Raw genomic sequence first — 13,670 nt, forward strand, 5'->3', positions numbered from 1 at the left:
TTTAGTTTAATTGTGTAAGCTACACTTAATGTTGAAATAAAAAAAATATTTATCAACTTTCCGGTTTATAAAAGGTACCCGGCCAATCACGGCAACTATTCCGGTTGGTAAGTTGTTTTGATTTAGCGGGAGCGGCTAAATATTATTTTACCGCAGCAATTGCCGGATAAACCAATAAGGGCATGCCGATATGCTTAGCAAGTTTTTGTGTGTAGCTACCTGAAAAAATTCGTTCTAAAAAATTTTGTCGCCGGTGCACGGTAGCAATCATATCAATTTGTCCGTGTTTACATATCCAATCAAGTCCCTGATCTACGTCGGCGCTTTTTATGTTTCTGTAGTAAATTTTGGGATAGTTAATTTTATCCGTTACGTCACTTAAAAATTTATTCACCTGCTTATCATCCAAATGGGCATCCTTATCCTGGCTGGTAATGTGTGCAATCAAAATTTCGGCATTGAAATATTTAGCTATTTCGGCAACAGAATTTAATACATCAATATCTCCGGCCAGCATATCGGTAGTGAAAGCTATTTTTTTAAAGGGTTTAAATTTAACTTTAGGCGGCACCAACAGCACCGGGAATTTTGCATGATCAATTACCGACCGGCTATTACTGCCCATGAACAGCCTGCTCAATGCGCCCGCACCCGACATCCCCATTACAACCAACGATAGCCGCCTTTCCTGAACAATATTGCCAACTACATCGGCTACCAAACCCATTTGGCACGAATAACCAACATGGGGTTTAAAATTGCCCGCGTTAGGGGCAAGTTCACGCGCCATCTCATGCTCCATTTCAATCGCGGTAACGCTTAAGGCATCCATGCTGGCTGTTTCCAGGTGCGAGTAGTCGGCTGTTGCCCAAGCATCGGGATTGGCTACCAATGTTTGCACAGGCAATAATATAGCATGACAAATGTGCACACCAGCCCTTAGCCCTGCGGCCAGCTGTAAGGCATAATGGCTTGCATTTACCGCGCAGGGAGAAAAATCTGTAGGCACCAGTATTGTATTCATAACCAAAACTTTAAGTTGTTATCAAATATCAGTTTGCTGTGCATTATAATAAATGACAGCGGGCATAATCATAGGTGATATCAGTCATTCGGGTTCAAAATTAGTTTCGCCACAACAATTCCACAGGTGCAGGTTAGCGCTTCAAATGATATAGCATCATAATAAAAAGTGACAGGCGTCACTTTTTAAACACCCTCATTTCCTGAGCTTTACTCAAAATAATTAAACAGTAAAAGCCATGAAAAAAATATTGATTGGTACCGATTTTTCAGAGAATGCCAAAAATGCCGCCATTTTTGGTTACAAGCTGGCAGTGCAAACCAAAAGCGATATAGAAATATGCACAGCGATGATAATCCCCGCCGAAATTCCGCAAGCAGGCGTAATTGTGTGGCCTATGGAAGAATATCACGTTATTGAAGAAGGCGCACTAGCCGAACTAAAGCTGCTAAAAAAAGCACTTGAAGCACAACACGCCGATGGCGATTTTAAACCCCACATCAGCCTTAAGGCCCAACCAGGCACAGCTACTGATGTGTTAAAAACACTGGCCGAGCAGGATCATGCTGACTTGATAGTTGCCGGAACACATGGCGCCGGGGGCATAAGCAGCTTAATGCTTGGTAACCATGCACGCAATATGATTGATGCCACACCAACCCCATTATTGCTTATCCCATCGGGCTTCAGGTATACCCATATTAAAACCATTGCTATTGCACTTGATATGAAACATAAGGCCGAAGATTTTACGACCATTACAGGCATACTGCCGCTGGCAACTTTATTAAATGCAACCATACAATTGATACACATTTGCCACGAAGGCGAAGACACCGCCGAAGCAGGATTATACCTGACCGAAATGGTGCAAGAGGTTAAACAAATTGCAGGATATGCCAAAACAGGTTCATTAATTATTAAACAGGCCCCAACCGAAACCGGGCTTAACTGGTTATGTAACTACGGGAATGTTGATATGCTGGCTATGGTGCACCACCATCGTGGTTTACTTGCCTCGCTGTTTACCGGCAGCCATACTAAAAAAATGGCAGGGCACATTGCTTTACCATTATTAGTAATACCTGAAAAATCTTAACACTTACTTTAATAAAAATTACCGCCATGAATAAGTTAACCCCCGATACCGGGTTAGAAGATGAAATACAGGAGCTTTATATTTTAGCCGGCCAGTGGATGAAAGATGTTTGTTTTATGGAGGATGAAATCCGTTTTTTTAATAACATTCTTTGTAAATATAACAACGCTGAACTTACTCCTGATATGATGATAAAAAAGGAAGAATTTGAACAGGAAGTATCCAAACAGGCAAAAAAAATCGATAGTCTTAAATCCGATATACCTGCATTTCTCGTATTTCTTAAACCGTTTGTAGGTAATGAGAAAGAAGCGATGGACCTTCATTTTATTGAAAAATACAGTGAACTGGCAAGTGGCTTAACCGAAGCTATGAATGCCTTAAAGGCAACAAAAAATAAGTTATTTACCTATGCGGAAAGAATTATGGCATCCGGCAAAATTATTCCAGTATTAAAAGATAACTAAATGAAGACCATAGCAGTTTTGACCGACCTTTCAGAAAAATCTGCCCATGCGGCCAAGTATGCGTTACACCTTGCCAGAAAGATGAGGGTTAATGTTAAATTTTATCACTTGCAACTGGTACCGGCGATATTTCATGCGCAGCCGGTTTTAAGTGGAGAAGATTATCCCGAAGAATTGATGATTGATAGCAAGCTTGCAGCGTTTTCAGAAACATTGGAAGCCGACTTAATGAAACGGGTTTTTCCGGGATCATTTATGCCGCAAACATCTGTTTACACCGGCAGTACGGATATGGTAGATTTGATGACAGAAATCATAAACGATACGGAGATAGCCTTGATTGTTATGGCCCCGCTTGAAACTGATGACTTGGCATCTTTTATGATGAGCGACGCATCCTGCAGGATAATAGACTGGACAACTGTACCCGTTTTGGTAGTGCCTCAAAACACCCCGCTGCGCAATATTGAAAAAATGGCATTTGCCACTACCCTGGACGCCGGAGATATATTATCAATAGCAGAACTTGGCAGCCTGATGGATGGTTTCCACGCCGAATTGATGGTTGCTCACCTGAACAATAATCCAGCCGACAATGATACAAAAGCTGCGGAAAAAGAAATTAACCGCAAACTTTATACCGACCTGCGTTGCGGAGGCGTATACTTTCGTAGTGTACCCGATATAAAGCATCAAAAAGATTGGGAATGGCTAAAAGCCAATAAACGGGCAGACTTGTTGGCCGTTGCTAAACAGCCGAAAGAACAAATGATATCTTTTTTTAAACGCGGCCAAAGTAGCCACGTAACCCACCATATAACCATCCCGGTTATGGTATTACCTAAAAGGCCCTGAACATTTAATAAATAAAAAGGCAGCCCTCACAAAAAAGGGCTGCCCATATATTCCACTTTGGCTATAACTATATGGCTATTCCGCTCAACTGCTCTTCTGAAGTGGTCAAATCATTTATCCAATCCTGCACTATACCAGATGTTTGATTTGCCGAACTGGCGAACAATTCTTTGTAATAGGCAATTCCATCCTGCAGCTGTAATTTAAATTTGCTCAATTGTTTCTTCTTTTTTTCGGTAATATCTTTCAGTTGCGATTGTAGATCGTTTTGAAGATAATCGATATAAAGGTTCAATTCCTTTATAAACATGTGCGGCCGCTTTATTTTATCAAGCAAATCCGTGGCGCCATAAATATGTTGCACCATTTCATCCAATGAGTAAGCCCGCGAAAAATAAGCGAGGTTAGGGCCCGGACAGATGGCAACCGCTTTATTTTCCCTTGGTTTTAACAAATCGTATTTTATATAAGCAGATGCGCAAAGCCCCTCGCACAGGCATATTTTTTCGGTAACTGCCTGGTACTGCTGCTCATATTCGTCGGCTGTAAGTTCCAGGGTTTGCAGCTGTTCAATTTTCAAATGCTGATACTCTCTTGAGGCCGTACAAATCGGTGTTTCGGTAAACTCGGTATTGCTTACCAAATACTTTTTAGCACATGGGCTGCCAGGCCGGCCTCTTTCTAAACGACTCATTCTCAATTCTTCCGAGGTACTTTTTTTAAAGTTGTTGAACTGAATCCCTAATGGCGATGATCCGCTTAGGTAAAAATCATCTTCGGTAGCGGTTTCTAATTGGGTAAGCGTGTTTTCATCAACGTTGGTTACTTCAGGTACCAGCAAAAAAGGACTTCCCCACCCGGTAGCGTCCATATCATAATAATCTAACAAAAACCGGTTTTCATACGCCGTACCAATACCTCCTTGTACGGTAAGCTTTTGTTTTGGCGGGTGGGCTATAACTATTTGCTTTTGCAACAACACGGCCTGGTAAGTACTAAACAGCTCGTCAAGCATCTCCTGCCTTTTTTGTTTAAACTCCTCTAATATAGGCCCAAGTAAAAACCCCTCGGTTGCAAACGCGTGCCCGCCGCAGTTAAGGCCCGATTCTATCCTGAATTCAGATACCCACAAGCCTTTTTTAACCAAAAATTTGGCCTGTATGAACGCAGACCTGAAATCGCTTACTTTTAAAACAACTTTTTTAGCCAGTTGCCCGTCATCGTCAGGAAAAAAAACGGGAAAAGCCTCCAGGTAACTATATAAACGAGGGTTCATACCTGCCGATAAAATAATTGACGAACGGAGTTTACTATTTGCAAAGCCCCGCAACGCTGCCAGGGCATCTGTAAAGGTATCACCACTGTAATCGCCGTTGGCGGTGTAATTCATTTTATCCAGTTTCGACATGATGTTTACATCAATGCTTCCCGGCTCCATCTCTTTAATCAGCCTTTGCTGAAATAATTTCTTTTGCATTCCTTCGGGATAATCGAGCATCAGGTCATACCCCTGCCTTAATCTTGACTGCTCAGGCAGCAGCTCAAAATACCGGCAAAGGTCGTTTCCTTTGTCAAAGTCCATGGCCCGCAAATGGTCAAACTGCCGCGAGGCCAACAGGTTAACCAGGTCGAGATAAGCAGTAATCCGCTTTGCCCTGTAATCAGGTTCTTTTTTGGTTATTGCGGTATAGGGCTCATTATTTAGCTGGCTGTGGTAAGCCCGCATTCTTTCAATCAACTCATCGTCTACAATAGATATAACAGACGATATGCCATAACGGGCAACTTTTAGCGGGGTATCAATGGAGTAACCAAGGCCCAAAACCGGGATATGAAATGTGTGAATCATAATATAAAATATTTAAGAGCAGAATTGTTTGACATCAGTGTTTATAAATAGGTAACTAAGGGAATATTTAGGTTGATCGCATTTTATCGCGGATAGCTATCACTTTAGGAAAAAGCAAATTGTTTTCAAGATGAAAATTGAATAGCAAATCGTCCTCATAGTCCTGCAAAAGCTTGTATAATATATTGTAGGATGGAGAAACATAACGTGGAACCTGGTAATTATTGGTTAACTGCCTGATAAGGCGAAAATCAGCTGCTATCTTTTCGTGCGAAGCCATTATATCGTAAAAAGCACTTAAAACAGCTCCCGTTTCATCCTCTGCAAGCGTACGTCCTTTAACATAACATTCGGATAGCTTTACAACATCCGGAAACAACGAGGACTCTTCAATTGATACATCATGCATCAAAACCTTCCCCGCGTTAAAAAAAATTGTGCTAATTTGGCCAATCTGCGGATGGCTTTCTCCATAACTAACAGCCATTTTTTGGGCAAGTTCGGTTATGAATGGCGTATTTATTTTGATGTATTGGTGATTTAGATTAACAAGGTAACGGCACAAAAAAGCAGGCGCCCAGCTTAATAGGTTTATAGTTTGTATCATGGGCTGGTTTAAGCACTGTGCCAGCTGCTGGCGCAGGTCATTTATATCCAAATGATCATCAAGACAAACCTCTTCCAACGTCCTTTTTCCGTTGCAGCTGAAGTCAATGCCCAACCTTTTAAACACCGTGGCATGCCGGTAATCTTTAGATACTATATCGCCTATGGTTTCATTATTTACCCAGGCCGTTTTCCTGGTGACCTGAACACGCCAAACTTCGGGCCCATCATGCAGTGTTTCCCAGCCAAACGCATACTTACACTCTGCCAGTAAACGAAAATAAAGCGGCCGCGGGTTTTGGTCATGATTTATCACTATTGATTGACCAATCTCCAACGCACTTAGCTTTTCAAAAATATCAACGTGCGTTGTGTCTGGATCAATCATCCTAACATCAAAAGTTTCCGGCCTATTCATCAACTACAAATCTATCAGCGTTCATGCTCCCAAAAAATGACGAGGGTCACATTAGCCCATAACGTCCATCATTTAAACTCCCGCCCTTAAAATGGACTTTTGATAAACCAGAATAAAAAGATGACGAACGACACAATTCTTGTTAAAACATTATGCTACCATTGCGGCGATGAATGTTTAACTACCTCATTTATAGCCGATGAAAAACAGTTTTGCTGCCAGGGCTGTAAAAGTGTGTATCAGATTTTGGCAGGCAGCGGCCTTGGCAGTTATTATAATTACAACGATCACCCGGGTGCAACCCGGGCACGGGTTAGCAAACGATTTGATTATTTAAGCGAATCATCTATAGTTAACGATTTGTTGGATTATACCGATGAGCATATCACTATCATCACTTTATATATACCTCACATTCATTGCAGCTCGTGTTTGTGGCTGCTTGAACAATTAAACAGGTTTAACCCTGCCATACATTACTCCAGGGTCGACTTTTTAAAAAAGCAATTAATAGTACGTTTTGATCATCGTATTTGCAGCTTGCAACAGTTGGTAGAGTTGCTTTATGATATCGGTTACGAACCATTAATCAGTCTGCAGGATGTTATCAAAAAGCAAAACTCAGCCAATAAAGGCAACCTGGTTCAAAAAATAGCTGTGGCCGGTTTTTGCTTTGGCAATGTTATGTTGCTAAGCTTTCCCGAATATTTTGGCCTTTCGGCCTTTGAGCAAACTTTTAAACATTTTTTTGGCTACCTGAATATAGTATTCACATTGCCCGTGGTATTTTTTTGTGGTCGCGATTATTTTGTTTCTGCCTTTAATAATTTAAAAGCCAGGACCCTCAATATTGATTTTCCATTAGCGCTGGGCATCGCTGTACTTTTCATTCGCACCGTAGCCGAAGTATTAGCCCATACCGGGGCCGGATATGCCGATACCCTTTGCGGCCTGGTTTTCTTTTTACTGGTGGGCAAATTTGTACAGCAAAAAACATATCACCATATTTCGTTCGAGCGCGACTACCGCTCATTTTTTCCCGTTGCAGTACAGGTATTAACCGGCGATACTGAAAAACCTATACCCCTGGCACAGCTTGTTACCGGCCAAAGGATATTGATACGCCATAATGAAATTATTCCGGCTGATGCTATCCTGCTAAAAGGAGATGCGCTCATTGATTTTAGTTTTGTTACCGGCGAAGCAATCCCTGTAAATAAAACATGGGGCGAAATTATTTACGCGGGAGGGCGGCAAACCGGCGATGCCATTGAGCTGGAAGTAGTGAAGCCGGTATCGCAAAGCTACCTTACACAGCTTTGGAATAACGAAGCTTTTACCCGGAAACAGGATAGCAAGACGAAGACCTTTAGTGAAACAATTAGCAAATACTTTACAATAGCGCTGCTGATTATTGCATTTGGGGCATTATTGGCTTGGCTATTTACCGATTACCGGCGGGGAATTGATGCTTTTACTGCCGTACTTATAATTGCCTGCCCCTGCGCCCTTGCCCTAAGCACACCCTTTACCATGGCCGCGGCACTAAGCATATTTGACAGGAACCTTTTTTACCTTAAAAATACCCGGATTGTTGAACAACTGGCCGCCATTGACACTATTGTAATGGATAAAACCGGCACTATATCAACAGGTAACAGCAAAAGCGTAGTAATACAAGGCCAGCCTACCGAAAAACAAAAACAGTTGATATACAGTGCCTGCCGTAACTCGATACATCCCCTAAGCCGAATGATCTGTCAATTTTTAGGCGACTATAAAAAGCTGCCGGTAGCAGATTATAAAGAGATTCCCGGTAAGGGAATTACAGCAACTGTAGAAAGCAATACTTTACGCATGGGTAGCGGAGCCTTCGTATTTGGCTTTGCCGAGGGTGGCGTGCGCAATACCAGTGTGCATATCATGATTAATAACCATTACCTGGGGTATTTTCAATTTGCGCAGGAATACAGGGCGGGGATGGAAAACATCGGCTCGCTAACTAATAACTATGACCTGTTTTTGCTTTCAGGCGATCATGATCATGAACGTACAGACCTGGTACAATTTTTTAAGGCCGATAAAGCCATGCATTTTAACCAGTCGCCCCAGGATAAGCTGGAGTTTATAAAAGCGCTTCAGCAAAAAGGGAAACAAGTTTTAATGCTGGGCGATGGATTAAATGACTCGGGTGCACTAAAACAAAGCGATGCTGGGATAGCGGTTACAGATGATGTAAACAACTTTTCGCCGGGCTGCGATGCTATTTTAGATGGAAAATCATTTAGCAAACTGCCAGCTTTCCTTCGCTTTGCCAGAGATACGGTAAACGTCATCCGCCTGTCGTTCCTCATCTCCCTTACTTACAATATCATAGGCCTTAGTTACGCGGTTACCGGTCATTTATCTCCTTTAATAGCCGCCATATTAATGCCATTGAGTACTGTTACCATTATTTCATTTACTACGCTGGCAACCCATTTTGCAGCCAAAAAACGAAAACTCATATGAACATCATTTATTTTTTAATTGGCTGCAGCGTTTTGCTCGCGCTGATATTTTTAGCCGCCTTTTTCTGGGCGCAGCGCAGCGGTCAAAATGATGACCTGTACACACCATCTATGCGTATCCTGCTTGATGATGACGATGCTGAAGCCGATAAAAAGTGATGCTAATCACTTTTAAAGCAAACTGTCATCATTCTGTCACCCATTGCACTTCAATAATTTTACACCCATAAAAAGATAACATTTTATGCAGCCCGAAAAATTTTACTATGACAACAAAATCGTCCGGAATTTTGGTATCGCTACCGTAATCTGGGGGATAATCGGCATGACTGTAGGCTTAATTGTAGCCATTCAGCTTTATCACCCGGCCGCCAACATGGGTAACCAGTACACTACATACGGTCGTATCCGTCCGTTACATACCAATGCGGTAATATTTGCCTTTGTGGGCAATGCCATTTTTATGGGCGTTTATTATTCGCTGCAACGCCTGCTCAAAGCAAGGATGTTTAGCGATATACTTAGCCAAATCCATTTTTGGGGTTGGCAGCTTATTATTTTATCGGCAGTAATTACGCTTCCCTTAGGTTTAACCACATCACATGAATATGCCGAGCTGGAATGGCCTATAGATATTGCCATCACCATAATTTGGGTTGTGTTTGGCTGGAACATGTTTGGCACTATATTTAAACGTCGCGAAAGACATTTATACGTAGCCATTTGGTTTTACATAGCCACGTTTGTTACCATAGCAGTATTACATATTGTAAACTCATTTGAGTTACCGGTATCGGCATTTAAAAGCTATATGGTTTATGCCGGCGTTCAGGATGCATTAGTGCAATGGTGGTATGGCCACAATGCGGTTGCGTTTTTCCTGACTACCCCCTACCTGGGTATGATGTACTACTTTTTACCCAAAATGGCCAACCGCCCTATTTACTCCTATAAACTAAGTATCCTGCACTTTTGGGCGCTTATATTTATCTATATATGGGCAGGTCCTCACCACCTTTTATATACCACCTTACCAGGTTGGGCACAATCATTAGGTGTAGCTTTTTCTATTATGCTGATAGCACCAAGTTGGGGAGGTATGATCAATGGCCTATTAACCTTGCGCGGTTCATGGGATAAGGTGAGGGACGATGTGATCCTTAAATTCATGGTAGTAGGCTTAACCGCCTACGGTATGGCCACTTTTGAAGGCCCTATGCTTTCCCTTAAACAAGTTAACGGTATAGCTCACTTTAGCGACTGGATCATCGCCCACGTGCACGTTGGCGCTTTAGGCTGGAATGGTTTCTTAACATTTGCAATCCTGTACTGGTTAATCCCGCGCATTTATAAAACTGAGTTGTTCTCCAAAAAAATGGCATCCTTCCACTTTTGGATAGGCACACTGGGTATCCTTTTTTACGCCATACCAATGTACTGGGCGGGTTTTACACAAAGCTTAATGCTGAAGGAGTTTACTGCCGAAGGCATGCTGAAATATCCAAACTTTTTGGAAACTACCCTCCAAATTTTACCAATGCACATGATGCGTTCTGCAGGCGGAGCTATGTACTTATTAGGCGTAATAGTTATGGCTTATAACCTTACCCGCACTGCTCTACAAGGCAAACTGGTAGCCAATGAGGCTGCGCAGGCTATGCCGCTTGAACCCGTTCATATGATTGCAAGGGAAAATAGCTGGCACCGCAGGTTGGAGCGTAAACCTATCCAAATGCTTATTGCCGCCCTGTTGGTTATCCTTGTAGGTACCTTTATTGAACTGATGCCTACCTTAACCATATCTTCCAACATACCTACCATAGCCTCTGTAAAACCTTATACACCACTTGAATTGCAGGGCCGCGACTTATACATCCGCGAGGGTTGTGTTAACTGCCACTCGCAAACGGTACGCCCTTTCAGGTCAGAGACTGAACGGTATGGTGAATACAGCAAGGCCGGCGAATTTGTGTACGACCACCCGTTTTTATGGGGATCAAAACGTACCGGGCCCGACCTGGCCCGCGAAGGTCAAAAATATGGCAACGCCTGGCATTACAATCACCTGATGGATCCGCGCCTGATGTCGCCGGGAAGTATCATGCCTAATTACGACTGGCTGATAACCCAAAACCTGGATACTACATCAACCCGCGCAAAAATAAATGCCATGCGCAAATTAGGCGTTCCCTATCCGGCGGGGTATGAAAACATAGCCAACCAGGACCTTGAAAAACAGGAAAAAGAGATAAGGGACAACCTGTATGCCGATCATATTAAAGTAAAAAGCAATAAGGAAATCATAGCCGTAATTGCTTACCTGCAACGGTTAGGAACAGACATTAAAGCTAACAAAACTGCCAATAAATAATCACCATCATGTTTAAGCAATTTACAGAAAACATCAACGCAAACCAGGCATACCTGCTTTTCTCGTTGGGGATATTCTTTGTGTTTTTTATTGTAGTAACCATCATGCTCTTTCGCATCAGGAAGCCACATGTTCAATATATGAGCGATTTGCCATTAAAAGATAGTTTAACAGATCAACAACCTTTTCAATCATGAAGTACCACCGCATTATATTAATATCAGCATTTATATTATTTATTCAGCCCGTTATGGCTGATGGTCTTATTCCGGGTGATGTAATGAATTATATTGCTTATGGTGCTATTGTTGGCATGCTGCTGCTTTTTTTAATAGCCATGTTGGTGCTGGTAAAAACATTTAATGTTTTAGCACGCGTAATGCTTAAACAACAAGGACTATCAGATGCCGAGATAGCCGCGCAAATGAATCCCGTTAAGGAAAAGAAAAACAAGAAGCCAAAGGCAGAAGTTTGGCAAAAACTCCTGTCACTGAGGCCATTGGAAGAAGAAAAAGAAATCCTTATTGAACATGATTACGATGGCATCCAGGAGCTGGATAACCCGATACCAGGATGGTTTATGTACCTTTTTTATGGCACCATCATTTTTGGAATAGGCTACCTGCTCAACTACCACGTATTTAAAACCGGGCAGCTGCAGTATGCTGAGTATAAAACAGAAATGGTACAGGCCGACATCGAAAAAAAGGCATACCTAAGCAAAGCCGCCAACCGGGTAGATGAAAACACGGTAAAACTGGTAAAAGACCCGGCAGTAATTGCATCCGGCGAGGGTATATTTAAAACCAATTGCGTTGCTTGCCACGGCGATCATGCCCAGGGGAATGTGGGGCCCAATCTTACAGATGATTTTTGGCTGCACGGCAGCAAGATTAACGATTTGTTTAAAACCATTAAGTACGGTGTGCTTGCAAAAGGTATGCCTACCTGGGAAAAACAATTATCGCCTAAGCAAATTGCCGACGTAGCTAATTATATTAAATCATTACATGGTACTCACCCTGCCGGTGCAAAAGAACCACAAGGCACAAAAGAGGCCGATACCGATGATAAACTTGCAGCAAATAAATAAATTATGGACGGATTACTGGTAGCGAAAGAGACTAATAAGCGCAAGTGGATATACCCGCTAATCCGCAAGGGCAAATTATATAAATGGCGTTCATGGATTAGCTACGCCTATCTCCTGCTGTTTTTTGCAGGGCCGCTTATCAGGATAAAAGGGCAACCCTTATTGCTGCTGAATTTCATGGAGAGGCATTTTGTTATCCTGGGGCAGGTTTTCTGGCCCCAGGATATCTTTCTGTTTGTTTTGGCATCGCTGGTATTTGTGGTTTGCGTGGTACTGTTTACTATCGCTTTCGGCCGCGTTTTTTGTGGATGGATTTGTCCGCAAACCATCTTTATGGAAATGTTTTTCAGGAAGATTGAGAACTGGATTGAAGGAGATGGCAGCAAACAAAAAAAATTAGACGCAGGCCCCTGGACCAAAGAAAAAATACTAAAAAAAGGGAGCAAACATTTGCTGTTTATCATATTCTCGTTCCTGATAGCTAACACCTTTTTGGCTTACCTTGTAGGCAGCGATGTATTATTTAAAATAATAACCGAACCGGTACAGCTGCACCTGGTTGGCTTTTTAAGCATTTGGGTTTTTACTATTGTTTTTTACCTGGTTTACAGCCAGGTAAGGGAACTGGTTTGTACGGTGGCATGCCCTTACGGACGCCTGCAAGGTGTACTATTGGATAGGGATACCCTGGTGGTAGCCTATGATGAGGTACGCGGAGAACCAAGGGGAAAACTTTCAAAAACAGCCAATAATGCCCCCCCAAAAGGCGATTGCGTAGATTGTGGCCTATGCGTATCTGTATGCCCTACCGGCATAGATATAAGGCAGGGCACACAAATGGAATGTATTAACTGTACTGCGTGTATTGATGTTTGCAACGAGGTAATGGATAAAATCCATAAACCGCTTAACCTGATTGGATTTTACTCTGAAAACATGATCCACAAGCAGCAGAAACCGTCGTTTACCGGCAGGATGATGGGCTATAGCGGAATCATTATTGTTTTAATGACGGTGCTTTGTTACTTCATTTTCAGCAGGGGCGATATGGACCTTGCGGTTATGCGCAGCGCCGGCATGTTGTACCAGGAACAAAAAAATGGTATTATAAGTAATATTTATAATGCCGAGGTTATCAACAAATCAAACCAAAGCCGCGATATTACCATACAACCTAATGATCCGGCTATAAAGATAAAATACATCCAGGCGCCCGGAAAAATAGCTGCCGGAAGCTCGGTTAAAACCGTGTTTTTCCTGATGGTCCCGGCCACGCATATCAAATCGGCAAAAACGGATGTCAAAATCAACCTGGTATTAAATAACAAAGTAATTCAAACGGTCAGTACAGCGTTTGTAGGGCCACCAAATGATTAAA

Annotated in this window: 12 protein-coding genes; 9 read left to right on the forward strand and 3 right to left on the reverse strand. The window is 42.4% G+C overall.

Going from position 1 to position 13,670, the window contains the following annotated elements; translation table 11 throughout:
• Nucleotides 1–142: 142 nt before the first annotated feature.
• Nucleotides 143–1,024: a universal stress protein gene (locus tag PQ469_RS16975; RefSeq protein ID WP_274208749.1), complete on the reverse strand. Its 882-nt coding sequence runs from the start codon at nt 1,022–1,024 to the stop codon at nt 143–145.
• A gap of 238 nt (nt 1,025–1,262) precedes the next feature.
• Here PQ469_RS16975 and PQ469_RS16980 point away from each other — a divergent pair, with 238 nt between their 5' ends.
• From PQ469_RS16980 to PQ469_RS16990, 3 genes are read left to right on the forward strand one after another with little or no spacing between them, the layout of a single operon-like run.
• Nucleotides 1,263–2,123: a universal stress protein gene (locus tag PQ469_RS16980; RefSeq protein WP_274208750.1), complete on the forward strand. Its 861-nt coding sequence runs from the start codon at nt 1,263–1,265 to the stop codon at nt 2,121–2,123.
• A 26-nt stretch (nt 2,124–2,149) separates the two neighbouring features.
• On the forward strand, nt 2,150–2,590 hold the full coding sequence (locus tag PQ469_RS16985) for a hypothetical protein (protein ID WP_274208751.1): 441 nt from the start codon (nt 2,150–2,152) through the stop codon (nt 2,588–2,590).
• A complete protein-coding gene (locus PQ469_RS16990; RefSeq protein ID WP_274208752.1) occupies nt 2,591–3,445 on the forward strand; it encodes a universal stress protein in 855 nt (284 codons plus the stop codon). It begins immediately after the preceding gene.
• 67 nt (nt 3,446–3,512) lie between these two features.
• On the opposite strand, the gene PQ469_RS16995 is transcribed toward PQ469_RS16990, so the two are convergent.
• On the reverse strand, nt 3,513–5,294 hold the full coding sequence (locus PQ469_RS16995; protein ID WP_274208753.1) for a hypothetical protein: 1,782 nt from the start codon (nt 5,292–5,294) through the stop codon (nt 3,513–3,515).
• A 67-nt stretch (nt 5,295–5,361) separates the two neighbouring features.
• Complete coding sequence (locus PQ469_RS17000) at nt 5,362–6,288, reverse strand: DUF542 domain-containing protein (protein ID WP_274208754.1); 927 nt, start codon at nt 6,286–6,288, stop codon at nt 5,362–5,364.
• 150 nt (nt 6,289–6,438) lie between these two features.
• Here PQ469_RS17000 and PQ469_RS17005 point away from each other — a divergent pair, with 150 nt between their 5' ends.
• The 6 genes from PQ469_RS17005 to ccoG all read left to right on the forward strand — a co-directional run bounded on the left by PQ469_RS17005 (nt 6,439) and on the right by ccoG (nt 13,669).
• Nucleotides 6,439–8,829: a heavy metal translocating P-type ATPase gene (locus tag PQ469_RS17005; protein ID WP_274208755.1), complete on the forward strand. Its 2,391-nt coding sequence runs from the start codon at nt 6,439–6,441 to the stop codon at nt 8,827–8,829.
• A complete protein-coding gene (ccoS, locus tag PQ469_RS17010; RefSeq protein WP_090653105.1) occupies nt 8,826–8,987 on the forward strand; it encodes a cbb3-type cytochrome oxidase assembly protein CcoS in 162 nt (53 codons plus the stop codon). Before PQ469_RS17005 ends, ccoS begins: the two co-directional genes overlap by 4 nt.
• 85 nt (nt 8,988–9,072) lie before the next feature.
• Complete coding sequence (gene ccoN / locus PQ469_RS17015; RefSeq protein ID WP_274208757.1) at nt 9,073–11,199, forward strand: cytochrome-c oxidase, cbb3-type subunit I; 2,127 nt, start codon at nt 9,073–9,075, stop codon at nt 11,197–11,199.
• An 8-nt stretch (nt 11,200–11,207) separates the two neighbouring features.
• Entirely contained in the window at nt 11,208–11,396 is a 189-nt protein-coding gene (locus PQ469_RS17020) for a hypothetical protein (protein ID WP_274208758.1), read from the forward strand.
• Nucleotides 11,393–12,292, forward strand: a complete 900-nt coding sequence (locus PQ469_RS17025; protein ID WP_274208759.1) for a cbb3-type cytochrome c oxidase N-terminal domain-containing protein — start codon at nt 11,393–11,395, stop codon at nt 12,290–12,292. The genes PQ469_RS17020 and PQ469_RS17025 overlap by 4 nt, the downstream gene beginning before the upstream one ends.
• 3 nt (nt 12,293–12,295) lie before the next feature.
• Nucleotides 12,296–13,669: a cytochrome c oxidase accessory protein CcoG gene (ccoG, locus tag PQ469_RS17030; RefSeq protein ID WP_274208760.1), complete on the forward strand. Its 1,374-nt coding sequence runs from the start codon at nt 12,296–12,298 to the stop codon at nt 13,667–13,669.
• Nucleotide 13,670: the final 1 nt, after the last annotated feature.

Origin of the sequence: Mucilaginibacter sp. KACC 22773 (assembly GCF_028736215.1) — a bacterium.
GTDB lineage: Bacteria > Bacteroidota > Bacteroidia > Sphingobacteriales > Sphingobacteriaceae > Mucilaginibacter.